The organism is Pseudogulbenkiania sp. NH8B (assembly GCF_000283535.1).
Lineage (GTDB): Bacteria > Pseudomonadota > Gammaproteobacteria > Burkholderiales > Chromobacteriaceae > Pseudogulbenkiania > Pseudogulbenkiania ferrooxidans.
On sequence record NC_016002.1, the window covers coordinates 3806650 to 3830307 of the forward strand.

The following is a 23658-nucleotide window of genomic DNA, read 5'->3' on the forward strand; positions in this document are numbered from 1 at the left end:
CCCCGGCTGCCCTCGGCCGGGGCTTTTTGTTACAGTGATGTTCACTATCGCGTTTTCTGCCCTGCCATGACAGCCTTTACCAGTTGCAACCCCGCCAACGGCGAGGTGGTGTTCACCCGTCCCGCCTGGCCCGAAGACAAACTCGCCGACGCCGTCGCCCGGCTCAAGACCGCGCAGTACCCCTGGGCGCGCCTGACCGTGGCCCAGCGCGCCGAACGGCTGCTGAAGCTGGCCGACGCCCTCACCGCCGAGCGCGTGGCGCTGGCCGACCTGGTGACGCTGGAAGTCGGCAAGCTCACCGCCGAGTGCCTGGCCGAAATCGACAAATCGGTGCAGCTGATCCGCTACTACGCCGAGCTGGCGCCGGGGCTGTTGGCCGCCAAGACCATTCCCACCCAGGCCAGCCACAGCGGCGTGGCGTTCGAGCCCTTGGGCCTGGTGCTGGCGGTGATGCCGTGGAACTACCCGATCTGGCAGGTGCTGCGCTTCGCCGTGCCGGCGCTGATGGCCGGCAACGCCTGTCTGGTGAAGCCGGCGCCGTCGGTGCCGCAAAGCACGCAGAAGCTGCTCGACATCGTCGCTTCGGCCAACCTCGCGGTGCTGGACGCGGCCTGGATCGAGCACGACCAGGTCGAGGACGCGATCAAGGCCGCCGACGCGGTGGCGTTCACCGGGTCCACCAATACCGGCCGCGTCATCGCCAGCCTGGCCGGGCGCCACCTCAAGAAGACCGTGCTGGAGCTGGGCGGCAGCAACCCCTTCATCGTGCTGGCCGACGCCGACATCGAGACAGCGGCGCGCGAAGCCTGCCACTCGCGCTTCCGCGATGCCGGCCAGAGCTGCAACGCCGCCAAGCGCATGATCGTGGTGCCCGAGATCGCCGACGCCTTCGTCGACGCCTTTCTCGCCGAGACCGCCCGGCTGATCCCCGGCGACCCGCGCCATCGGGCCACCACGCTGGCGCCGCTGACGCGCGCCGACCTGCGCGAGGCGCTGCACGCCCAGGTGCTGGACGCCACCGCCAACGGCGCCGCCCTGCTCCGCGGCGGCCAGATGCCGCACGGCGCCGGCTTCTACTACCCGGCCACCGTGCTCGACCACGTCAACCCGGCCTGCCGCGTCTACCACGAGGAAGTGTTCGGCCCGGTGGCCAGCATCCTGCGCGCGCGCGACGAGGCCGACGCCATCCGCCTGGCCAACGACACCCCCTTCGGCCTCGGCGCCTCGATCTACACCGCCGACACCGAGCGCGGCTGGACGCTGGCGCGCGACATCGAGGCCGGCAGCGTCTACCTCAACCGCCACACCAGCTCCGACCTGCGCCTGCCCTTCGGCGGCGTCAAGGCCTCCGGCTACGGCCGCGAGCTGTCGGAATTCGGGCTCTACGAGTTCGTCAACGTCAAGACCTACTGGCAGAAGTGACGCCGGCGGGCACGTCATCCACCCACAGCGCGGCGCACACCCCGCCGCCCTTTCGAACGGACCCCGATGAGCACCCTTACCCTGTACGGCAACCGCTTTTCCGGCCATAGCTACAAAGTCCGCCTGGCACTGATGCTGGGCGACGTCTCGCACGAATACCGCCACGTCGATCTGGCCGCGCCGCGCGCCGAGCGCCCGGACGACTTCCGCGCCGCCAGCCGCTGGGACGAGGTGCCGGCGCTGGTGGTGGACGGCGTGGCCATGGTGCAGTCCAACGCCATCCTGCAATGGCTGGCCGAGAGCGAGGGCGTGCTGGCCGGCCGCCCCGGCGAGCGCCAGGGCATCCGCGAATGGCTGGGCTGGGAAGCCAACCGCATCGGCCTGTCGGTACCCAACCTGCGCTATTACCGCCGCTTCGCCAGCGTCCCGGCCGAGGTGGAAGCCTGGCTGGAACTGCGCGCCTGCGCCGATCTCGCGGTGCTGGATGCCCAGCTCGCCCGCCAGCCCTTCCTGCTGGAGAGCGGCGCGACCATCGCCGACCTCAGCACCAGCGCCTACCTGTGGTGGCTGGACGAGGCCGGGCTCAGCGTCAAGGACTGGCCGCACGTCGCCGCCTGGCTCGGGCGCCTCGCCGCGCTGCCCGGCTGGCAGCATCCGGACCAACTGATGGCGCCGGACATCCCCGACTGAGGTCCGCCATGAACGACTTCCTCGCCCGGCTGGCCGGCGTCATCGGTTCGACCAACCTGCTCACCGCCGAGGCCGACTGCGCGCGCTACGCCACCGACCAGCGCGGCCGCTACCACGGCCGGCCGCTGGCGGTGGCGCGCCCCGGCTCCAGCGCCGAGGTAGCCGCCCTGGTGCGGCTGGCGCGCCAACACCGGGTCGCCATCGTGCCGCAGGGCGGCAACACCTCCACCTGCGGCGGCGCCACGCCGGACGCCTCCGGCCGCCAGTTGCTGGTGGCGCTGGAGCGCCTCAACCGCGTGCGCGCGCTCGACGCCGCCAACCACAGCCTCACCGTCGAGGCCGGCATGACGCTGGCGGCGGTGCAGCAGGCGGCGGCCGACGCCGACCGGCTGTTCCCGCTGTCGCTGGCCTCGGAGGGCAGCTGCCAGATCGGCGGCAACCTCTCCACCAACGCCGGCGGGCTCGCGGTGCTGCGCTACGGCACCATGCGCGAGCTGACGCTGGGGCTGGAAGTGGTGCTGCCGGACGGGCAGGTCCTCAACGCGCTGTCCGGGTTGAGGAAGGACACCAGCGGGCTGGATGTGAAGCAGCTCTTCATCGGCGCCGAAGGCCAGCTCGGCCTGATCACCGCCGCCACGCTCAAGCTGTTCGCGCGCCCCACCGCGCACGCCACCGCGCTGGTCGGTGTCCGGGACGCCGCCAGCGCCATCGCCTGGCTCAACGCGCTGAAGGACGCCTTCGGCGACCGCCTCACCACCTTCGAGATCCTGTCCGAGGTGTGCCAGAACCTGCTGGCCCACTACCACCCCGGCCAGCTGCCATTCACCGCGCCCTGGGCACTGTTGATCGAGCTCTCCGACAGCGGCGACTCGGCCGAACTGAGCGAGCGGCTGGTGGCCTGGCTCGCGGAACAGGACATGCTGGACGGCGTGGTGGCGCAGAGCGAGACGGAGCGGCAGAAGCTGTGGCAGCTGCGCGAGGCGATGTCCGAGACGCAGAAGCGCGACGGCCCCAGCATCAAGCACGACATCGGCGTGCCGAGTTCGGCCATCCCGGTCTTCCTCGACGAGGCCCGCGCGGCGCTGGCGGCCGCCTTCCCCGGCGTGCGCGTGGTCGCCTTCGGCCACGCCGGCGACGGCAACCTGCACTACAACGTCAGCCACACCCGCCCGGGCAACGCCGAGCTGTTCGCCGACGAGCCGCGCGTCAACGAGATCGTCTACGACCTGGTCTACCGCCATGCCGGCACCCTGGCCGCCGAACACGGCATCGGCCAGCTCAAGCCGCACTGGCTGGCGCGCTACAAGGACCCGGTGGCGCTCGCCCTGATGAAGACCATCAAGCAGGCGCTCGATCCGGATGGCCTGATGAACCCGGGGCGCTGGCTGTAGCACGGCCGAAGACGGGCGGGAGGCACCGTCGTCATGCGCCGCTTGCCGTATCGTCTAGCATGAAAACGGATGACACCCCGCCAGGCAGACACCGACAGGAGCCGCCGATGCACCGCCACCGCATCAACGCCTACGTCTTGCTACTCGGCCTGCAGGCCGGCGCCGGCCCCCTGCACGCCGGCGAGTTGGTGATCAACTTCGATACCGGCAGCCCGCCCACCATGTACGCCGGCCCCCACGGCGAAGCGCGAGGCATCTATCCCGCCATCCTGCGCCGCGCCTTCGAGCGCATGGGCGAGAAGGTCGCCATCCGGGCTCGTCCGTTCAACCGGCTCATGGCCGAGTTCCTGGACGGCCACGCCGCCGTCGGCAGCCTGGTGCACTCGCCCAGCCGCGACCTCAGCGGCGATTTCAGCAGCCCCTACTTCACCGAGAACGTCGCGGTCTATTACGATGCCGGCCGCTGGAGCGGCTTTCGCTACGACGGCCCGGCAAGCCTGACAGGCTACCGCGTCGGCGTGATACGCGGCTGGTCGTACGGCGCGGCGTTCGACCAGCTGCGCCACGAGGGCAGCGTCGAGGTGGAAGAGGTGGAGTCCGACGCGCAAAACTTCAGCAAGCTGGCGTGCGGGCGGCTGGATTTCGTGCTGGCGCCGGAACTGGCCGGCAAGAAGCTGCTCGATCAGCCGCGCTATGCCGGCATCGTCGCGGCGCCGAACTACCTGGTCTCGGTCGGCATCAATCTGGCGATCAACAAGCAGGCAGGCCAGCGCGAGCTGCTCAGGCGCTTCGACAGCGCCATCGCCGAGATGCGCCAGCGCCGGGAAATCGAGTCGATCGTCACTGCGGAGCTGCAGCGCGCGCCGCTCAGGAACGAACGGCCGTCCTGCGTCAAACCGCAATGAACCCTGCCGGCGTCAGCGCGCCGCCGGCTTTCTCAGCACGATCTTGAATTCCGCCTCGTACGGCGGCACATGGCATTCCACGATGTCGGGCGGGGCCACCTGCAAGTGCAGGCCCACCACGTCGGCATGGAGCGGCAGGCGCGTGACGTGGCGGTCGGCCAGCATGGCGGCGTAGATCGCCGCCGGTTGCTTGCGCGCCAGGTACTCGACGGCGCGCAGCAGCGAGTGGCCGGTATAGAGCACATCGTCCACCACCAGCAGCGCGTAGCCCGCCAGGTCCAGGCTGGCGTGCGCGGCGTTCTCGGTGAACTGCGTTTCCGGATGCAGCAGCGTCAGGTCGTCGGCGTAGCGCTTGATCGACAGGTCGAGCCGCAGCGGCGGTGCCAGCCGGTACTGCGTCACCAGCGCGGCGGTGAGGCGCTCGGCCAGCGGCGCGCCGCGCCGCAGCACCCCGATCACCGCCACCCGCTCGTGACCGGACAGCAGCTGCGCCGCCCGGCGCGCCATGTCGGCGATCACCAGCTCCAGTTGCGCGCTGTCGTACAGGCAGGGATCGGGGAGCGGTGCGGATTCCATGCGGGGTTTCCTTGTGCGGGTCCGGGGGGGCGGCGCGGGTGCCGGGCGGTGCGACGGGACATGCCCGGCGGCCGCCTACTGTTACCGGTATAGCAAGTGGGCGAGCACGCGGCGGACGGCTTCGGCCAACCTTTGCCACCCCGCCCGTTGCCAGGCGCGGCATTTCTTGCTGTGATGGCGCACGCAACCCTGGCCGTGGCTCAGCGGTCGAATTCAAAAGCAAGGGCCGGAGTGCGGTGCGGTGCCCGCGCCGCTAGCATCACGGTCATCCCCTGCCTTGTCGAAAGGAGCGCGTCGTGAACGCCGCAACCAAAAACGCCGAACTCGCCGCCGCCACCGAGCGCGACCCGCGCTGGGCCGCGGTGCTGGCACGCGACCCACAGGCCGACGGCACCTTCTACTACGCGGTCCGGACCACCGGCGTGTACTGCCGGCCGTCGTGCGCGGCGCGCCGGGCGCGGCCGGAGAACGTGTGCTTTTACGCTCGCCGCGAAGACGCCGAACGCGCCGGCTTCCGTCCCTGCCGGCGCTGCCAGCCCGACCAGCCGAGCCGCGCCGAACAGCACGCGGCCAAGGTCACCGCGGCCTGCCGCCTGCTCGACGCCATGGACGACGCGCCGAGCCTGGCGCAACTCGCGCAGCGCGTCGGCCTCAGCGCCTTCCACTTCCATCGCGTGTTCAAGCAGATCACCGGCCTCACGCCCAAGCAGTACGCCGCGGCGCAACGCGAACGGCGCGTGCGCGCGCAGCTGGCCACCAGCGGCACGGTGACCGACGCCATCTACGACGCCGGCTACCACGCCAACAGCCGCTTCTACGAAACCGCCGACGCGGTGCTCGGCATGACGCCGAGCGCCTACCGCGCCGGCGGCGCCAACGCCCGCATCCGCTTCGCTATCGCCCAGTGCTCGCTCGGCGCCATCCTGGTGGCGCAGAGCGAACGCGGCGTGTGCGCCATCCTGATGGGCGACGACCCCGACGCCCTGGCGCGCGACCTGCAGGACCGCTTCCCGCGCGCCGAACTGATCGGCGGCGACGCCGGCTTCGAACAACTGGTAGCCCGGGTGGTGGGCTTCGTCGAGGCCCCGGCGCTCGGCCTCGACCTGCCGCTCGACCTGCGCGGCACCGCGTTCCAGCGCCGCGTCTGGCAAGCGCTGCGCGAGATTCCCCCCGGCAGCACTGCCAGCTACACCGAGATCGCGCAGCGCATCGGCGCCCCCAAGGCGGTGCGCGCCGTGGCCGGCGCCTGCGCCGCCAACGCGCTGGCGGTCGCCATCCCCTGCCACCGCGTGGTGCGCACCGACGGCAGCCTGTCCGGCTACCGCTGGGGCGTGGAGCGCAAGCGCGCGCTGCTGGAGCGCGAAGCGCAGCAGCGGAGTAGCGGCGGGGAGGAGCGCTCCGAGCCATGACTTTCGACCTGTTCGGCGACGAGCCCCCGCGCTGGCGCGAGGAACTGGCGCCGGGCGCCGTGGTGTTGCGCGGCTTCGCCCTGCCCCATGTCGATGCCCTGCTCGCCGCGCTGGGCGACGTCACCGCCGTGGCGCCGTTCCGCCAGATGATCACGCCGGGCGGCTATCGCATGTCGGTGACGATGAGCGGCTGCGGCCGCTACGGCTGGGTCAGCGACCGCAGCGGCTACCGCTACGACCCGCTCGACCCCACCACCAGCCAGCCCTGGCCGGCCATGCCGGAGAGCTTCCGCCTGCTCGCCCGCGACGCCGCCGCCGAGGCCGGCTTCCCCGGCTACGAGCCGGATGCCTGCCTGATCAACCGCTACGTCCCCGGTTCGCGCTTGTCTTTACACCAGGACAAGGACGAGCGCGACCAGATCGCCCCCATCGTCTCGGTCTCGCTCGGCCTGCCGGCGCTGTTCCTGTTCGGCGGCCTACGGCGCGAGGACAAGACGCAGCGCATCCCGCTGGCGCACGGCGACGTGGTGGTGTGGGGCGGCCCGGCGCGGCTGCGCTACCACGGCGTGCTGCCGCTCAAGGAAGGCGTCCATCCCTTGCTGGGGGAGCAACGCATCAATCTGACGTTTCGGAAGGTGAGGTAGCGGGAAGAGTTGTTCGGCCAACGTTGAGGGAAGGAAACCGACCGACAGGGGACAAGGCACGCCCATCGTGTATTCGCGGGTCATAACAAAAACGCTTTTGTCATAAATGCCGTTGTGGCAAGCTTTCCGCCAGGGATACTGTCGCCTACGTTGAGGTGGCAACACCCTTGATCAGGTATTTGCCGGCGGCCAATCCGCCGTTGGAGCCCGCCTGCCATCGGCCATCGCTTCCATTTCCCCCCAAGGAGTAGCGCCATGCAAGAAACCACCGCCCTGCTCGGCATCGCCACGACCCTTGCCATCGGAGCGGCCAGCCCAGGCCCGAGCTTCGTCATGGTCGCTCGCACCGCCGTTTCTTCGTCACGAGCGGACGGCATCGGTGCCGCCCTCGGAATGGGCATCGGCGGACTCGCCTTTGCCTCGGCCGCTTTGCTCGGGCTGCACGGCCTGCTGCTTGCGGTTCCGTCACTGTATGAGATTCTCAAGGTGGCCGGGGGGCTGTACCTTGCCTACCTCGGGCTCCGTATCTGGCTTGGCGCCCGGAAGCCCCTCATCAGCGGTACCATCGACTCGACCGCCCGCACCACCACCGTGCGCTCCTTTGTTCTGGGGCTCACCACACAGGTGAGCAACCCCAAGACAGCCATAGTGTACGCCAGCGTCTTTGCCGCCTTCCTTCCCGCCGCCTCATCACGGGCATTCGATCTCGGCGTGGCGGGCCTCGTCTTTATCATCGAGGCCGGCTGGTACACCCTGGTCGCCCTGGCCCTCTCCTCGGCACGGCCACGCAGCATCTACTTGCGCTACAAGGCTTGGCTCGACCGAGCCACCGGCGGCGTCATGGTTGCACTGGGCATCAAGCTCATTTCCTCAGTGCCGCGTGCATGAGCCAGCAGGCATGGCCTCAGCCGCAAAAAAAATCCCCCGGGGATCGCTCCGCAGGGGCCAACACGAGGAAGAAACACCTCGCCAGAGCTTATCCGGCGGCGATGTTTCGAGGGGCTAACACACAAAAGCCTGAGCTCTTAGGTGCGCGAAACAATCTAGCGTAAAAGCTCTAGTTCGTCCAATGTTTAATCAGTCTAAACATATGCCGGCAAGCTGGAGCCAGGGCACGGCGCGCGCCGTACCAGCCCGTAAAGGAGGGGGGGATGCGCCGGCCCCGGGCGGGAACTCGGCGCTGGATCGGTTGCACCGGCTAGTTCTTCACCGGCTTCTTGGCCAGCATGCGCTGCAGCGTGCGGCGGTGCATGTTGAGGGCGCGCGCGGTGGCCGAGACGTTGCCGTCGTGCTCGGCCAGCACGCGCTGCAGGTGCTCCCAGGTGACGCGCTTGAGCGACATCGGCTGCGGCGCGAGCGGCAGTTCGGGGTTGGCCGAGACCTGCTCGAAGGCGGCGAGGATGTCGTCCACCGTGGCCGGCTTGGCGAGGTACTGCACTGCGCCGAGCTTGGTGGCCTCGACCGCGGTGGCGATGCTGGCGTAACCGGTCAGCACCACCACGGCGGCGGCCGGCCAGCGCTGGCGCAACAGCGGCAACAGCCGCAGGCCGCTGTCGCCGCCCAGGTTGAGGTCGAGCACGATGCGCGTGGGCGGGGCGTCCGCCACGGCCAGCGCCGCCTCGGCCGAGTGCGCCACCGCCACGACGTGGCCGCGCCGCGTCAGCGAGCGCGCCAGCACCGCGCTGAAGGCCTCGTCGTCGTCGATCAGCAAGATGGCTTCGTTCATATCCCCTCCTTCGCCCGCTGCAGCGGCAGCGTCACCCGCGCGTGCACCCCGCCCTGGGCGCGGTTGGTCAGTTCCAGCGAGCCCGACAGGCGCGCCAGCGTGGCGTGCGACAGCAACATGCCGATGCCGAGCCCGGCCGGCTTGTCGGAGTCGAGCGGCGTCAGCCCGGCACGGCGCAGTTGCGCGGCGCTGAGGCAGCCCTGGCGGTTGACGATGTCGAGCTGCAGCGCCTCGCCCTGCAGCTGCGCGCTCACCGTCACCTCGCCGCCGCCGGCCTCGGCGGCGTTGTTGATCAGGTTGAAGAAGGCCGGCCAGAACACCGGTTCCAGCAGCACGAGCGGGTCGTCGCCGGGCGGCGGCTGCCAGTCGAGCCGGACGTCGGGACGCAGGCTGCGCCAGCCGTCGAGGCGCTCGGCCAGGGTGGCGAACAAGGGCTGCGCGGCGGGGGCAGGTTCGGCGCCGAGCTTGAGGCGCGCCAGCGCGTCGCGGCACACCGCCAATTGACGCCGCATCAGCGGCAGGTCTTCGGCTAACCCAGGGGTGGCACCGTGGCTCTCGTTCAGCTCGTCCACCAGCAGCGTCAGCGTGTTGAGCGGGGTGGACAGCGAATGTGCCGCGCCCGCTGCCTGCATGCCGACCGCCACTAGCTGCTCGTCGCGCAGCTGGGTTTCGCGCGCGGCGTCGAGTTCGGCCTCGCGCTCGGCCAAGAGCCGCGACAGGTAGGAAACATAGGCGGTGATCAGGCAGGCCGACACGGCAAAGGTCAGCCACATGCCGATGATGTGCAGGTTGAAGGCGATGGCCGGCTCTCCGAACTCCGGCAGCGGCAGGTGCCAGAAGATCAGCAAGCCGTAGAGCAGCATCGCCAGCGCGGCGAGCAGCCAGGCAAAGACACCCGGCGCAATCAGCGCGGCAAACAGCACCGGGGGCAGAAACAGCGAGCCCAGCGGATTGGCCGCGCCGCCGGTCAGCCACAGCAGTGCCGCCAGCACCAGCACGTCGGCCAACAGCCCCAGCCGGAGAATCCGCGCCGGACTGCCGCCGCGAACCAGCCCGTAGTCCAGCGCCAGGTTGAGCAGCAGCAGGCCGCACAGCCCTGCCAGCAGCGGCATCCAGGGCATCACCACGCCGGTCAGCGCGCAACCGAGCATGGCCAGTATCGACAGCAGCAGCATGATGCGCCGCACCAGCGACAGGCGCCGGGCGGCACGCAACAGATCAGGCGAAAACAGGGTGCGGGGGACGCGCGTGGGGTTCATGGCCGCACTTTACCACCGCACGCCGCCGCCCGGCTGCGGCAGATTGCCGCATTGAGTATCCCGCTCCGGTTTCGTTTGCTCTGGATCATCTTATGCGATTCAGAGGCGGCAGAAACACGCGATGACTCATGCCGTGACTTTTGCCATAACCTTACTCTGTCTCTCTAGACATGAAATAAGCGATAAAAAGCGAGTTGATCATTAGTAAAATAATCATCACTGCAATTGAAATTAAAGGAGAAAAGAAGTAGCGCCCGGTCAAAATCCCACGCATCAGGTCAACGCCATAGGCTGCCGGGTTTAATCTGGCAAACATCAGCACCCACGGCGGGACCAAATCCAAAGCGTATAGCCCCCCCGACAAGAAGAACATGGGCAACAACAGTGCATTTGATATGACAGGAAAGACCATCACCGACCGAAAAGGCATGGCAATAACCAGGCCCAAGGCGGAAAAAACCATGGCGCAGAGCAGCATGCTCGACATCAACTGCAGCAGCACATGCGCAGAAAAGCCCACCCCGACATAGGGTGCGAATGGCAACAGCAGCAAACCTTGGGCGAGCGCGACAAGTGCACCAGCCACTATTCTGGCCAATCCAATGGTAGAACGGCGTACCGGGGAAACCAGCAAGGCGCGGAAATAACCGACCTGACGGTCATGCACAATGCTGACCGCGGCGGAACAGGCCGTGAACATGAGCGTCAACGCGACAATGCCAGGGAAAATGTAGGCCTGGTAATAGCCCGCCTCGGCAAAAGTACCGCCACTCAGGCCAGCCCCCAGCACAAATAGATAGAGAAGCGGCTGCACCAGGCTGAAGACAATGCGCCATGGGTTGAGCCAGAAACGCTTCAGATCCAACTGAATGATGCTGAGCAAGCCGTTCAAGGCCTGCACTCCTGGACGGCGGGGACAAACAGCGACTCCAGGCTTGGCGGCAGGACATCCGCTCGCCGCATGGCACACGGCAAGCTGGCGATGAGCCCAGGCAGGACGGTGCCGCTATCAGAACAGCTCAGCAATAGCCGGGTGCCATGCTGTACCACGTTATGCCCCTGTTGTTGCAAACAGGTCATGGCTAATGGAATATCCTCGACCTCAAGAGACAACTGCGTCCCCCCGGCCTTGCTCAATAAGGCCTGCGGGCTGTCGGAGGCAATCAGGCGGCCAGCCTGCAACATCCCGATCCGTTCCGCCTGCATGGCCTCTTCCAGATAATGCGTGGCATAGAACACCGTGCAGCCCTGCTGCTGCAAGCCGCGCACATCCCGCCAGAATGCCTGTCTTACCAGCACATCCAGCCCTTGTGTCGCCTCGTCCAGCAGTAACACGCGTGGCTCGGCCAGGCAGGCGCGCAATAATTCCAGCCGGCGCTGCTGGCCGCCAGACAATCGCTGCACCGGGACGTGTGCCAAATCCTCCATCTGGCTTTGCACCAGCAGATCCATGCAACGCCGCTGCGCCCTCTGTGTAGACAAGCCATAGCAACGCGCAATCAGGCATAAATTGTCCCAGGCAGATAGGCGTGGTTTCAATGCCGCCCCCTGGAATACCACGCCGATACAGCGCCGCACGGCAGTGGCTGCCGTGACCGTATCATGGCCCAAAAGACGAATGCGGCCCCTGCTGGGCCGCAGCAAGGTGCTCAGCAAGGAAAGCAAGGTGGGCTTTCCCGCTGCATTCGGCCCCTGCTGGGCAAACATCTCACCCGAGCGCACCTCCAGCTCCAGGTCCGACAGAACCTGGCGCCCGCACCGTTGCTGGCTCAATGCCTCGATACGAATCGCCTCCATCACTCCGCCTTGGTCGGCAATACCAGCAGGTGCACGACGGGCTTGGGCTGCCTCCAATGGATGCGAGCGGCCATCTGATGCGTTGCCCAGACCTGCCCGGCCGCATCCACCAACAACAGTTTGTTCACGCCACTGGCACGCGCCTGCCTGCCGGCCTCTCCCGGTCCGGTAATGAAAGGCGCTTTGCTGGCGCCGTCAGACAATGCCCCGGCATGGGGAGCCGGATCAGCAAGCACCGTGACCGATTGACTGGCCTGCGCGGGGTATCCGGTATGGGGGTCGATGATGTGGCAGTAGCGCACGCCACCGGCACGGAAATAGCGATAGTAATCGCCACTGGTGCCGATCGCCTCGCCGTCGCGCAGTGCAATGCAATGCAATGCAATGCAATGCAATGCAATGCTGCCCAGCATGCCCGCGCGGCGCGGATGCTGCAGGCCAACAGTCCATGCCTCACCCTCCTTGTCGCCCAGCGCCATCAGATTGCCTCCGACATCAATCAAGGCATTACGCACGCCATGGCTTTTCAGCAAGGCCGCCGCCTCGTCCAGCGCCCAGCCCTTGGCAAACCCGCCCAGATCCACCATGACCGCCCGGTTACGGCTGTTCACTACGCCGTTGGCGGCGATATCCAAGTCGGCCAGGCTAGGCTGACGTTGGCGCCATGTCTCGATCTCCGCGGCAACAGGCGGCTGCCTGCCGTCGAATTGGTCGGCCTCGAAACCCCACAGCTTGACCAGATGACTGATGCCGGGATCAAACAGGCCACCGCTGGCCATGGACAGGGCCCGCGCCTCCCGCAGGATGGCTGCCAGTCGCGGCGATGCCTGAAACGGCTGGCCAGCGGCAATCGCCGCATTCAGCCGCATGACTTCCGAAGGCTGCCAGGCGTGCAGCTGCTTGTGCATCTGGTCGAACAGGCCAAACACGGCATTGGTTTCCACCCTGGCCTGATCCGCCGACACCTCGGCCAGCACCAACTGCACCTGGGTGCCAAACACGGAATCACCCTGGGCAAATACCGCCGGCGGGCGCAGGCTCAGCCAGCTCAACAGGCCTATTCCCAGCAGGGCCACCCTTTCCAGCGCCTGCGCCGGGGATTCTTGACCGTCAAGACGTCTTACCTGGCTGTGTTGCGACTCCGGGGGCCACGGCTACCGGCTTGATGGGAATAAAATGCCCACCGCCATCGATGGCGGTCAGGGGCTGCCCGGCCTTGAGGCGCCGCTTGCGCTCCTGCGACAGGGGAGGGCAGCTATGCGCATCGTAGTACATCACCATGCAATCCAGGCACTGCAAACACTCCTTCGAATCAATCCGACCTTGCGGATCGATGGCTTGCGAGCCGCAGCCAACGGCACAGGCATGACAGCTGGTGCACTCCGGCTTTCTTCGCAGTTTGAGAAAGCTTAGCCAGGATGGCAGCGCCAGGCCGGCGCCCAAAGGGCAGAGATACTTGCAGAAGGGGCGCTCTATCAGCAGCGACAGGCTGATCAGTACACCCCAGAACAACACGAATGGCCAGCTGCGATTCCACACCCCCACCAGGAAGGTGGTCTTGAATGGCTCCACTTCCGCCAGTTTCTCCGCCTGACTCATGGAGAAGAACGAGACCAACAGCAAGACGAAGAAGATGACATATTTCAGCCAGCGCAGTTTATGGTGCCAATGCGCGGGCAGCTTTCTTTGCAGGGACGCCAGACCGATGGTGCCGGCCAGCTTGTACAGTAGTTCGGACAGCGAGCCGAACGGACACATCCAGCCGCAGAATACGCCACGCCCCCATAGCAGGGTGCTAGGAATGATGATGCACCAGAACAGGAAGATGAAAGGGTCGCTCAGGAATAGGGACCAGCTCCAGCCTGCCATCAGCGAGTGGAAGAAGGTCATCACCTGGGTAATCGACGGTTGTGCCATTTCACCGAAGCCGACAAAGCCGATGGCAAACAGCCAACTCGCCGTCTTGGGCCAAGACACCCAACGCTTGTCTTGCCGCCGTGCCTTGCGCACCCAGACATCGCGACTGATGAAAAAGCCCAGCACCAAGGCAATCCAGCCGCCAAACAGCACCACCTCCCAACCCTTTTCCCGCCAAATCTTGTGCCATACCGGTTCCGGCAGAACGACCGTTGGTCGGCCACCGATCAGCATACTGGCCGGCAACCAGTAATTGGTTGCGAACGCAGCAAAGGTCTTGCTCCCGGTTTCCTGATCCTCCTTGTTGGCCAGGAAGGTGAATTGCCAGGGATAGGCGGCGCTGAAGCTCTTGCTACGCAGGATAAAAATGCCAGACTCATGAAAATCCGGAGCCCCGGCGGCCCGGATGCTATACAAATTGAGATAGTCGGTATCCCGGAACGTGAAGGCATCCAGATCCTGCCGTACCTGGATGCGGTCATACAGACCGCCACGGACGAAACCCGAGCCTTTGAACGACCCCGTCCCGTTAGCGACCACGAACAGGGCATGCTCATTCGGCTTGAGTGACTGTATCAGGTGCTGATACCCCTCCTCCCCCAGGATGCTACGACCGATTACCGGAGCATTGAGATAGCCGAAATACAGATCCAGGTAAGGACCGCTGCCACTGGTGCCAATATCGGCCTGCTGCAGCTGGAAATGCTGAACACTGCCGTCAGCCAGCAGGTCGGCCCAACTGCGCGGACTGGCGCCATTCACGAATTTTGCCTGCGGCCGTTCTTGCGCCTTGATGATGCCAACCTGTCTTGCCACCTCGTAGACGCAGCGAGCGATAAGCTGGTTTTCTGCAATCACCGTCACGGTGGCGCCTGAAATCGCATCCATACCCTGGCCGTCGGTGCCACTCTTGCCAATTTCGAATTTGCTGCCCGCCAGACGGCCGACGTACTGATGAAGATAGGCCAGCAGCTTAGACTCAGGAATGCCTACCAGCAGAATGGGTTCGCTATGTTTCAGCACCCGCACCCCGGTAATGCGTCCGTGCGTATCCATCCCTATCAGCGTCACAATCGGCTTGCCGGAATACCCTGCCGTATCCACGATATCTGTCGACAGAAAGACATAGCCCTTCAACTGCCGTGCCTGGCCGCTGGCCTGATAAGCCTCCACATACGGTGGCTGTCCCTTCCTCACGGAAAAGGAGTTCGCCCCGGGTATTACACCGGCACAATCCACCCAGCGACACATATCCGGATCGGATGATAATGCGGCAGGCAACTCGCGCTCATAGCTGGAAGCGGAAGCGGAAGCTCCCAACGAACATCCCAGCAGCAAAACCGCCATCAGCATCCTGAAGATTACAAACATGAACCCCACCCTTCCCTATTGACCATTGTGCCGCTTCGATACCCCGGCCTAGCGCTGCCCGCAAACAAGCGGCAATAACGAAAAGGAAGGGGAAATGCCTTGCCAGCGCATCCGTGACAGCGCTTCCGGAGACAACCACATGACCCCCTCGCCCCCCACCAGCCATGCAGCGGCAGAACGCACATGCCCGGACACCCCAGTCAGCACAGACAATAAAAAATGCGCCACCGCTGCGAACTCCGCAGCCTGGCGCATGATCGACTCACTGAGATGACGGGCTTACCGTTGCGGCATATCCACCAGAACAAGCCTGACTGGCAGTCCACCCATCTGATACGGCACTTCTACTACAAGCAAGCGAGCAGCATCTCGATTCGGTGCAATACTGACCAATGTCATTGGTGCCGGCAATGGCAGGCAATAGCAAGCAAGCACCCGCAACCGCCCTTGCCACCACACCACCTCACTCATCAACTAGGAATACATTAACTCGCTTTAGATACCATGTAATCCACGGCCGACTTGACCTCTGCGTCGCTCAGGCTGGGGTTGCCGCCATGGGCCGGCATCGCCCCTTTTTGGCCGGTAAAACCTTCCAGAGCATGCTTGTACAAGGTGTCTTTGCCCTGTGCTATGCGTGGTGCCCAGTCTTCCTTGCTCCCCACCATAGGCGCACCGGCAGCCCCGGTTTGATGGCACATAGAACAAACCGATTTGAAGACCTTCTCACCACCCGCATTCGACACGGAGGCAGCACTGCTTACCGCAGTTGCCGCAGCGGGAGCACTGGCAACTGCCGCCGGTGCGGCATTACCCGCCTCGGCCGCCTTCCCTTCACTCTTGCCACAAGCACTCAACGCCAGCGGCAGTACGCAGCAGGCAACAATCCATTTTGCATTAATCATTTCAACCTTCCTACCGAACAAATATTTGATATTGACAATAACAATTCATACCGACAATCGACTTGATTCCAATCAAGTCACAAAAAAAAGCCACCTCTTTATCTGGTGGCTTTCCGTATTCACCTGGCAGTCAGGCAGGCTCGGCATCCAACAAGGGATTCTGTTGCAGCAACTTCAATAAGCGATTGGCATTTTCCCATGGGGTTTGCCCTGGCATCGAAACCGGATCGGCGAGAACCTGGCCATCCACACCATGCAAATGGTTAGGGAAAGTCGCCAATTCCGGATGCAACGGAGCAGTATCGATTCTTAATTCGGCATCGCCCCAACGCCAGTTAAATGAATATTGTGCTTCGTCTAGAAAGCGCAATTCCGCACTCACTCCATTGGGCAAATGAACCAACAGCGCATCCTGATGCAATTCGACGACCGCATCCAGTTCGCCTTCTATTTGTTCCTTAAGATGCAAATGCAGCATCGCTTTCATCCCTTCCATTTAGAACGGCTTTCAATTGCTGACGAACCGCCTCACGTTCCGTCAACAATATCGACGCACTCAGATAATGCTCATAAGCCGGATGCTCGGGTAAATCTCCACAACGAATCTTATCCAGTAATACAGACTCGTCCTCGAGCTGATATTGATCCAGCAGGGACTTTCTGTTTTCGCGTAAATAAAAGCTCAGGCGGCTCAGCGCTTCAATCTGCTGGGCCGTATCTTCAGGCAAATTGTCATAAAAATTAGTCACACTCGGCTCCTACATCATCTTGTCTTTGACCACACCGCCATCCAATTCCGCCATCTCGGGCCGAATCTGCGCAAATGAGTAAACCTTGCCCCCTTCTTTGGCCGCGAAAGCCCGTGCTGCTGCCTCACTGGCAAAGGATGCGAAAGTCTGCCCCATGGAACCGGTTCGCTTAGAACCCACTACGTAGAAAGCGCTCTTGGCATCAATCCAATTCCCGACCGGCTTGTCCCAATCGGCCAACGCCATGTCCTGCACATAAACGCCCTGAATCTTGCGTTGCTGCTCCGGCCGCAGATAAACAGCAAACAGCTCAATGGTATCGCAAAAGAAATCCGGAGCGCCCTGTTCGTACTGGATCTGCCCTTTGGGCCCCGGATAATCCATCAGGCTCATGCCATCCAGACTGCAGCTCGTATTTTTATCAATAGGCACGGGGTGTCCCGCAGCCACCGTACTTTGTTGACAGGCAGCCAGCAAGGGCGTGGCAAGCAGCAAGCCCAGGCAGCAACGACGTGAAAGCATAGGATTCATCGATGAAATCTCCAGGTGGCAAGCCCCAGTGGCAGCACTATCCAGCCACACATGATGCTGCCCAGCAGCAGCGGGTTCGCCAGATGAGCCGGAAAAATGCTGGTCAGACCAAACATGATGCGCACATCATCCGTACCAAAAATATTCAGGATCCGGAAGATATCCGCAGGATTGAGCAGCAGCAGGTAGGGAAACAGGGGACCGGCGACATCGCCACCACTCACCACCAGCGCTCCCAGCAGCAGTAGATCAAACACCAAGACAAAAAAGAACCACAGCGCAATGGCGATACCACTGGCCTGGGCGCGATCTACCGCGAACACCGAAATGGATACGGCCAGACTGAGAAAGGCCCAGCCCAGCAACACCGCACTGAGCATGAAGCCTGCATAGTGATAGAGCGCCTCTACCGGTAATTGAATGCCAATCATTGCACCCACCACGCCAAACCCCAGCAAAGTGGAAAGAGTCAAGGCACCAGCGAGGCCCAGGTATTTACCCAGTAACAGCTCCAAGCGGGTAATCGGCATGGCCAGCAGCAGATCCAGCGACCCTCGCTCCCTCTCACCGACAATGGCATCAAAGCCGAGAATCAGCGCAATCAGAGGCAAAAGATAGATCACCAGGCTAACTAGGCTGGCAATGGTGGCTTCGATATTCTGCATCCCGACCGTGCCCTGTGAAGCAGCACCGAAATAGGTGATGATGAAAGCGAATGCAGTAAAAACCAGAGTTACCGCTAATACCCAACGATTGCGGATACGGTCCCGGAACTCCTTGCCTGCCATGGCGGAAATCTGCCCAAAATCAATACCGATACTCATGGCGCTACTCCGCGTAACCCAAAAAAACATCTTCCAATGATGGCTCTCTCACCTGCAGGTCCAGCACCAGATCGGGCAGATTCGCCAGTCTTGCCAAAACGGCCATTTTGACATCCCGCGAGCAAATCAGCGTTAGCTGTCCCCCCTCCTGCTCCAACCGATAGCCACCGCCTGCCTGCAGATGAGTCCGTAATTGCTCTGCGCCCCCATCGGCCAACCGCAGCAGGATGCGTAACGGCAACTCGGTCTCCTGACGCAAGGCCTGCAAATTGCCGCAAGCCTGAATCTTGCCGCAACGCATGATGGCCAGCCGGTCAACCCGCTCCTGGATTTCCGCCAGGATGTGCGAGGTAATGACAATCGTCACCCCCTCATCCTGCTTGTCACGCAGCAGTTGATAGAATTCGCGCACCCCCTCCGGATCGAGTCCATTGGTCGGCTCATCCAAGAACAGTAACCGCGGTCGCCCCAGCAGAGCCTGAGCAAAACCAAGCCGTTGGCGCATCCCTTTCGAATAGCCCCTGACCCGCTGCCGCGCCACTGCCGCCAGCCCCACCGTGGCCAGCACGCCGGGACACTCCTCCGCCGGCACACCTTTGAGCCGGGCAAAGAACTGCAGCGTTTCCAGCCCGGTCAGATTGTCATACAGCACAATATTCTCAGGCAGATAACCCAGACTTCGCCGAATCTGGCGAAAACCGCCGCCGCGCACAGCCTGGCCACCGATATGGATGGAGCCTGCGGATACCGGAATAAGGCCCAGCATCATCTTGAACAGAGTGCTTTTTCCCGCGCCGTTGTGCCCGATGAGGCCAAACAACTCACCGCTGCCTATGGTCAAATCCACGCCATCCACTGCGCAGTTCGGGCCATAGCGTTTGATCACCTTCCGCATTTCAATCATGGGCTTTTCCAATCCATTGACTCCAGCCGGGACGCATCGGGCGCATGCGCGGCTTTTCATCCAGCACGCTGGGCGCACGCAGCAGGGGAAACTGCTGTGCAATCAGCCGCAGCGTCTGGATCGCCGGGCTATTCAACAGCAGTTTTACCGTTGGCATCTTCCACATCAACCTATCCACCACGTCATTGGCCGCATAGGGCACATCACCTACCCCGTCGCCATTGCGGTCCCACCCGGCGTAATTGCTCCAATAGTTGCCGAGCCATGATACATCCCGGCTTGCAACATAACGAATTTGCTCGTGATTATTGATAAAGTCGTTATGCATCACTTTATTCTTAAAGGAACCCGCTGAAAGATGGACTCCTACCGCATTGTCTGTCACCAGATTATTGTGTATTACATTATATTCTGCATCATAAATAAAAAATCCGCGTTGATTTCCAGAGACGACATTATTTTCAATAATGGAATCCTGAATGGTACGCAACATGATGCCGTGGTCGGTATTACCCCATGCCTTGTTATTGCGGACAATAATATTCCGCGTCTCCATTAAGGCCAAACCACCACGATTATGATAGGATTCGTTGTTTTCCCAGACATTGAAATAAGAATTCATATAATGCGTACCGTAGCGCACGTTATGAATTTTATTGCCGCTAAATACGGCATGATGCGAAACATCCACATAGATGCCATCGCGGGTGAAACTGATTTTATTATTCAGGATGCGAGCGCCTGTAGTGTTGTAAATCTGAATACCATTGCCGCGCTGTGGAGATTGGAAATCGCGCTTTCCAGTAATCAAATTACTACTCACTTCCACATCTTTGGCTTTTTCAATCCACAAGCCAAACAGGCTATAACTGATATCGCAATCATGCACGACGGCACGATCTGCGCCAGGCTGAACATAGACCCCGGCATTCTGAGCCCCAAGATCGGCCCCACTGCCGGTAATAATGAATCCCTCTATCCTAACGTCCGGCGCAATAATGCGAATTACATCGCCAGATTGCTCGCCGCTTAGCAGGGGACGGTCGACACCCTTGAGGGTAAGTGGCTTATCAATCCGCAAATGCTCGCGATAAATGCCCCGACGGACCTCCACCGTATCGCCCGGCCTAGCTGCTGCAACAGCCGCGGCAATCGATTGGCCTGGCAGCACCTGCAAGGTATTAGCCCCAGCCGCCATCGACAAGGCCAGCAGAACAACAGCTCTTAGCTGAAGCCAAATACTGATGTCAGGCACAAGCACTCTCCAAACAACACAATAACAGACGAAAAAAAGGGGAGTCTTGCGACTCCCCAGAGCTCGTCGCGATAAAACCGTAAAACGAAAAGATCAAGCCTCGACCAGCATCCTGGAACGCATTTCCAGATGCAGGGCATGGCAGAAGTTGGTGCAATAGCACCAGAATACCCCCGGCTTGTCCGCAATAAACGTAACCGACTTGGTATCCTGCGGATGAATAACAAAGTTGATATTGTATTTGGGGATAGCAAAACCGTGGGTCAGGTCTTCCACCTTATCCAGGTTGGTCACGATAATCGTGACTTCATCCCCTTTCTTGACGCGCCACTCGCGCAGGCCATAAGCCGGGGCCTGGGAAGTCAGATACACCGTGACCTTCTTGCCCTTGCGCTCGACACGACTGTCCTTGACGTTCTTCACCGCCAGCGGGAATTCATCCAGGTTATAGATCTGCCGGGTCTTGATGATGTCACGACGCACCATGATGGAATCATGCGGTTCGGGATAGGCGGAATGGTCGGAAACCAGCTGCATTTTCTCGCCACTGATATCGATCAGCTGCGCCGTTTCCGGATGCAGCGGCCCTACAGGCAGGAAGCGATCCTTGGAGAACTTGTTATCGGACAGGAAGAATTTGCCATCCGGTTCCTTGGTTTCCCCCATGGAGGTGAAGCCGTGACCCGGCTGGTAATGGACGTCGATACGATCAAGCACCGGCTTGGCGCTCTTGTCGCCCTTGAATGCCTTCATCGCGGCATCGAGGTTCCACTTTACGATCTGGCTATCCAGGAAGAGCGTGGTATAGGCGTTGCCCTTGCCATCAAAGCCGGTATGCAATGGCCCCAGCCCGATTTCCGGCTCGGCAACGACCGTATCGCGCGGCTCTTTCAACTGGCCATCAAACCATTTCAATACCAGGTCATGCTGAATCAGTGTTGCCGTCGGCGACAATTTGCCAGAGCAGACGTAATACTTGCCATCCGGCGAGACATTCACGCCGTGCGGGTTTTTCGGCACCGGCACATAGCAAGTCAATGCCGTCTTCGGATCTTTATTAGCCGCCTTGGTGCCATCGACCACTGGAACCTTGGAGTCACCGATGTGGAACACTTTACCGGCTTTAACTGCGGCTTCAATACGCGCCACATTGAAGAAGACGCAGGAGTCGCGCTCGGCCGACATCATGTCTTCGTAATGGACACCACTCTCGGTATTGTATTGATTGGAGCAGGTCAGCTTACCATCATACGAAGTCGCCACCAGGTCCATATTGCCGTCGACCTTGCACTGCCAGCGCACTTCCATGGTCTCGGAGTCGACGCAGGTGAACAGCGCGCCGTATTTCTCCGGCGATTCGAGGTCGCGGCCGTCGTTCGGGTGCGGGATGTGGAATTCGCTACCGCAGAACACGCGCGTGGTGTGGTTGATACCTTGGTCCAGCGGATCGCGTTTATCCGGGAATACACCATGGAAGCCTTGCACATTCGGCAGCTCGAGAATGTGATCGCATTCCATCGTATCCAGTCGCACTCGAGCCAACCGGCCATTGATCTTATCGTTTACAAAGATGTATTTTCCATCATACGTCCCATCCTTGTAACTCATATGCACATGGTGCGTATCGCCAGTAAAATACTTCAAACTGCCATCTGGCTTGGTCCCCATGATTTTTTTCGACTCATTAGTGATGCCCCAACCCACCATGCAGTCGATATTGAAAATAGGAATTCGTTTAATTTCGCGGCCGGAAGGAATACCCAGTACACGAATTTCACCAGAGTGCCCGCCACTGGAAAAGGCGTAATAAGTATCTAGGTCACCAGGATGGACTTCGTACTTACCATAATCGACAGCAGGAGCGCCCTTGGTTCCAGAAGCATTGCTAGCGGCGGTGGTTGCGGCAGTGGCCTCCGGTTTATTGCAACCGGCCAGCCCCAAGGAAATACCTGCACCAGCAAGACCGGCAATGGCTGTCGTGCCTAGAAAACGCCGACGTCCCAAGTCAGGATTCAGAGATTCTTCTGACTTACCAATTGAATTGGTCATAATCACTTTCTCTTAAAAGAAGTAAGTTGACTCAACCCCGCTCTAATTCCCGACGAGAGCAATTCTATCTAGGGAAAATCAAGCAAGGGCGCGGCAAATTGTCGCAGGGTTCAATACTATGCAAGCGTTAACCCAAGCTGCTTGACGGACGTCAACCAATTGACAGCTCCATTGAAAGCAAAGCAAAAATCATGTAAAACACCCCCATCAGGGTGGCCAAACGATTATTGCCCTTGATTTGCATCAATAATTCTCGATTGCCGATTATCGATTCTTACAGCCGTAACCTGGCGGACTATTGAATCAGGCTGACCATCATTACCCTTAGGGCATGCCGCCCGTCATAACCCATACAAGGAACCCGGCCAGCACTACGCTCACTACGGCCGGTGGTACGGTGGGCACTCCGGTGAAATGCACGTGCTTGGCATGCCGTCAGGCCGTGAAGTCAAGCGCACCCCGGTGTTCAACATGGACAGCAACAAGATGACCATCCACATCGCCTCGCCGGCGCCGGCATACAGTCTGGGGGGAATTCAAGATGGAGAAGGGCGACGAGGTAATGGCGATCCTGACCTCGACAAGTGGAAGACCTGACCTACGGCTTCGCGGCATCCAAGTACAACGTCAACTTCATCGTCAACCCGCAGGAGACCAAGTCGGTCACCTTCAAGGCAGACAAGCCGGGCATTTACTGGTGCTACTGCACCCACTTCTGCCACGCGCGGCACCTGGAGATGCGCTCGCGCCTGATCGTCGAGCGCTGATCCGGCACTCACCCCTTGCAACGAAGCGTTTCGGGAAGGCCTGCGGCCTTCCCGCTTTTTTTTTGCCGCGCCGCCCGCTCAGTGCGGCGCCGGCTGCGCCGGTTTTTCCACCGGCAGTCCCGCCGCCACCCAATCGTCGAAACCGCCGGCGATGGAACGCACCGTGCTATAGCCCATCTGCAGCAGCGACAGCGCCGCCAACGCGGCGCAATTGCTGGTCTGGCAATACAGCAGCACCGGGCGCTGGCGCTTGGCCCACTCCGGCACCGCCTCCAGCCTGAATTCCAGCACGCCGCGCGGCAGGTTGAGCGCGCCGGGCACATGTCCGGCGGCGTACTCCGCCGGCTCGCGCACGTCCACCACCAGCACGCCGTCCGGCCGCCACGTCGCCGCCTCGGCCAGCGGCAGCTCGACGATGCGGCTACGCGCCTCCCGCACCAGATCGTGTGCGCTTCTCATCGCTTCGTCCTCTCGGCTTGTGAGGGAGGAGGTTCTCGATCACAACCTGAATGATAGCCAGCGGCGGCGCCGCTCGCCGCCCGGGACAGGCCCGAGCACGCAAGGGCA

Annotated in this window: 25 protein-coding genes; 9 read left to right on the top strand and 16 right to left on the bottom strand. The window is 62.2% G+C overall.

What is annotated here, in order from left to right:
- The first annotated feature begins 66 nt into the window (after positions 1-66).
- The 4 genes from NH8B_RS17560 (at position 67) to NH8B_RS17575 (ending at position 4408) form a co-directional block, all read left to right on the top strand.
- Positions 67-1422 (top strand): aldehyde dehydrogenase family protein, encoded by a 1356-nt coding sequence (locus NH8B_RS17560; protein WP_014088444.1) that lies wholly within the window; start codon positions 67-69, stop codon positions 1420-1422.
- A 66-nt stretch (positions 1423-1488) separates the two neighbouring features.
- Positions 1489-2112 (top strand): glutathione S-transferase family protein, encoded by a 624-nt coding sequence (locus tag NH8B_RS17565; protein ID WP_014088445.1) that lies wholly within the window; start codon positions 1489-1491, stop codon positions 2110-2112.
- Positions 2113-2120: 8 nt separating this feature from the next.
- Complete coding sequence (locus NH8B_RS17570; protein ID WP_014088446.1) at positions 2121-3503, top strand: FAD-binding oxidoreductase; 1383 nt, start codon at positions 2121-2123, stop codon at positions 3501-3503.
- A gap of 107 nt (positions 3504-3610) precedes the next feature.
- A complete protein-coding gene (locus NH8B_RS17575; RefSeq protein ID WP_014088447.1) occupies positions 3611-4408 on the top strand; it encodes a substrate-binding periplasmic protein in 798 nt (265 codons plus the stop codon).
- Between the two features lie 12 nt (positions 4409-4420).
- On the opposite strand, the gene NH8B_RS17580 is transcribed toward NH8B_RS17575, so the two are convergent.
- Entirely contained in the window at positions 4421-4984 is a 564-nt protein-coding gene (locus NH8B_RS17580; protein ID WP_014088448.1) for a bifunctional pyr operon transcriptional regulator/uracil phosphoribosyltransferase PyrR, read from the bottom strand.
- Between the two features lie 296 nt (positions 4985-5280).
- Here NH8B_RS17580 and ada point away from each other — a divergent pair, with 296 nt between their 5' ends.
- From ada to NH8B_RS17595, 3 genes are all read left to right on the top strand, one after another.
- Positions 5281-6393 (top strand): bifunctional DNA-binding transcriptional regulator/O6-methylguanine-DNA methyltransferase Ada, encoded by a 1113-nt coding sequence (gene ada / locus NH8B_RS17585; RefSeq protein WP_014088449.1) that lies wholly within the window; start codon positions 5281-5283, stop codon positions 6391-6393.
- On the top strand, positions 6390-7037 hold the full coding sequence (gene alkB / locus NH8B_RS17590) for a DNA oxidative demethylase AlkB (RefSeq protein WP_014088450.1): 648 nt from the start codon (positions 6390-6392) through the stop codon (positions 7035-7037). Before ada ends, alkB begins: the two co-directional genes overlap by 4 nt.
- 255 nt (positions 7038-7292) lie before the next feature.
- A complete protein-coding gene (locus tag NH8B_RS17595) occupies positions 7293-7925 on the top strand; it encodes a LysE family translocator (RefSeq protein WP_014088451.1) in 633 nt (210 codons plus the stop codon).
- Positions 7926-8235: 310 nt separating this feature from the next.
- On the opposite strand, the gene NH8B_RS17600 is transcribed toward NH8B_RS17595, so the two are convergent.
- The 14 genes from NH8B_RS17600 to nosZ form a co-directional block, all read right to left on the bottom strand.
- Positions 8236-8763, bottom strand: coding sequence for a response regulator transcription factor (locus NH8B_RS17600; RefSeq protein WP_008952368.1), 528 nt, complete (start codon positions 8761-8763; stop codon positions 8236-8238).
- A complete protein-coding gene (locus NH8B_RS17605) occupies positions 8760-10022 on the bottom strand; it encodes an ATP-binding protein (protein ID WP_014088452.1) in 1263 nt (420 codons plus the stop codon). The genes NH8B_RS17600 and NH8B_RS17605 overlap by 4 nt, the downstream gene beginning before the upstream one ends.
- Before the next feature lie 151 nt (positions 10023-10173).
- Entirely contained in the window at positions 10174-10914 is a 741-nt protein-coding gene (locus NH8B_RS17610; protein ID WP_014088453.1) for an ABC transporter permease, read from the bottom strand.
- Positions 10911-11819 carry an ABC transporter ATP-binding protein gene (locus tag NH8B_RS17615; protein ID WP_014088454.1) on the bottom strand — a complete coding sequence of 303 codons (909 nt, stop codon included), beginning with the start codon at positions 11817-11819 and terminating at the stop codon, positions 10911-10913. Before NH8B_RS17615 ends, NH8B_RS17610 begins: the two co-directional genes overlap by 4 nt.
- Positions 11819-12871, bottom strand: a complete 1053-nt coding sequence (locus NH8B_RS17620) for an FAD:protein FMN transferase (RefSeq protein ID WP_198408181.1) — start codon at positions 12869-12871, stop codon at positions 11819-11821. Before NH8B_RS17620 ends, NH8B_RS17615 begins: the two co-directional genes overlap by 1 nt.
- A 58-nt stretch (positions 12872-12929) precedes the next feature.
- The gene (locus NH8B_RS17625) at positions 12930-15107 is read right to left on the bottom strand and encodes a 4Fe-4S binding protein (RefSeq protein ID WP_051002175.1); all 2178 of its coding nucleotides are present in this window, start codon (positions 15105-15107) and stop codon (positions 12930-12932) included.
- A gap of 485 nt (positions 15108-15592) precedes the next feature.
- A complete protein-coding gene (locus NH8B_RS17630; RefSeq protein ID WP_014088457.1) occupies positions 15593-16012 on the bottom strand; it encodes a c-type cytochrome in 420 nt (139 codons plus the stop codon).
- A 130-nt stretch (positions 16013-16142) separates the two neighbouring features.
- Positions 16143-16490: a toxin-antitoxin system TumE family protein gene (locus NH8B_RS17635; protein ID WP_041703623.1), complete on the bottom strand. Its 348-nt coding sequence runs from the start codon at positions 16488-16490 to the stop codon at positions 16143-16145.
- Complete coding sequence (locus NH8B_RS20630; RefSeq protein ID WP_014088459.1) at positions 16471-16761, bottom strand: hypothetical protein; 291 nt, start codon at positions 16759-16761, stop codon at positions 16471-16473. Before NH8B_RS20630 ends, NH8B_RS17635 begins: the two co-directional genes overlap by 20 nt.
- A 9-nt stretch (positions 16762-16770) precedes the next feature.
- The gene (locus NH8B_RS17640) at positions 16771-17292 is read right to left on the bottom strand and encodes a nitrous oxide reductase accessory protein NosL (RefSeq protein ID WP_051002176.1); all 522 of its coding nucleotides are present in this window, start codon (positions 17290-17292) and stop codon (positions 16771-16773) included.
- Positions 17289-18116, bottom strand: coding sequence for an ABC transporter permease (locus tag NH8B_RS17645; protein ID WP_014088461.1), 828 nt, complete (start codon positions 18114-18116; stop codon positions 17289-17291). Before NH8B_RS17645 ends, NH8B_RS17640 begins: the two co-directional genes overlap by 4 nt.
- 4 nt (positions 18117-18120) lie before the next feature.
- Positions 18121-19020 (bottom strand): ABC transporter ATP-binding protein, encoded by a 900-nt coding sequence (locus NH8B_RS17650; RefSeq protein ID WP_014088462.1) that lies wholly within the window; start codon positions 19018-19020, stop codon positions 18121-18123.
- Positions 19013-20275 carry a nitrous oxide reductase family maturation protein NosD gene (locus NH8B_RS17655; RefSeq protein WP_014088463.1) on the bottom strand — a complete coding sequence of 421 codons (1263 nt, stop codon included), beginning with the start codon at positions 20273-20275 and terminating at the stop codon, positions 19013-19015. The genes NH8B_RS17650 and NH8B_RS17655 overlap by 8 nt, the downstream gene beginning before the upstream one ends.
- A gap of 93 nt (positions 20276-20368) precedes the next feature.
- Positions 20369-22324, bottom strand: coding sequence for a TAT-dependent nitrous-oxide reductase (nosZ, locus tag NH8B_RS17660; protein WP_041703119.1), 1956 nt, complete (start codon positions 22322-22324; stop codon positions 20369-20371).
- A 429-nt stretch (positions 22325-22753) separates the two neighbouring features.
- On the opposite strand from nosZ, the gene NH8B_RS21145 reads away from it, so the two are divergent.
- Both NH8B_RS21145 and NH8B_RS17665 read left to right on the top strand, forming a co-directional pair.
- Positions 22754-22921 carry a hypothetical protein gene (locus NH8B_RS21145; RefSeq protein ID WP_198408183.1) on the top strand — a complete coding sequence of 56 codons (168 nt, stop codon included), beginning with the start codon at positions 22754-22756 and terminating at the stop codon, positions 22919-22921.
- Positions 22909-23091, top strand: a complete 183-nt coding sequence (locus NH8B_RS17665; RefSeq protein ID WP_014088466.1) for a NosZ-like protein — start codon at positions 22909-22911, stop codon at positions 23089-23091. Before NH8B_RS21145 ends, NH8B_RS17665 begins: the two co-directional genes overlap by 13 nt.
- 78 nt (positions 23092-23169) lie before the next feature.
- Here the strand turns inward: NH8B_RS17665 and NH8B_RS17670 are convergent, their stop codons facing one another.
- A complete protein-coding gene (locus tag NH8B_RS17670) occupies positions 23170-23550 on the bottom strand; it encodes a rhodanese-like domain-containing protein (protein ID WP_008952357.1) in 381 nt (126 codons plus the stop codon).
- Positions 23551-23658 lie beyond the last annotated feature (108 nt).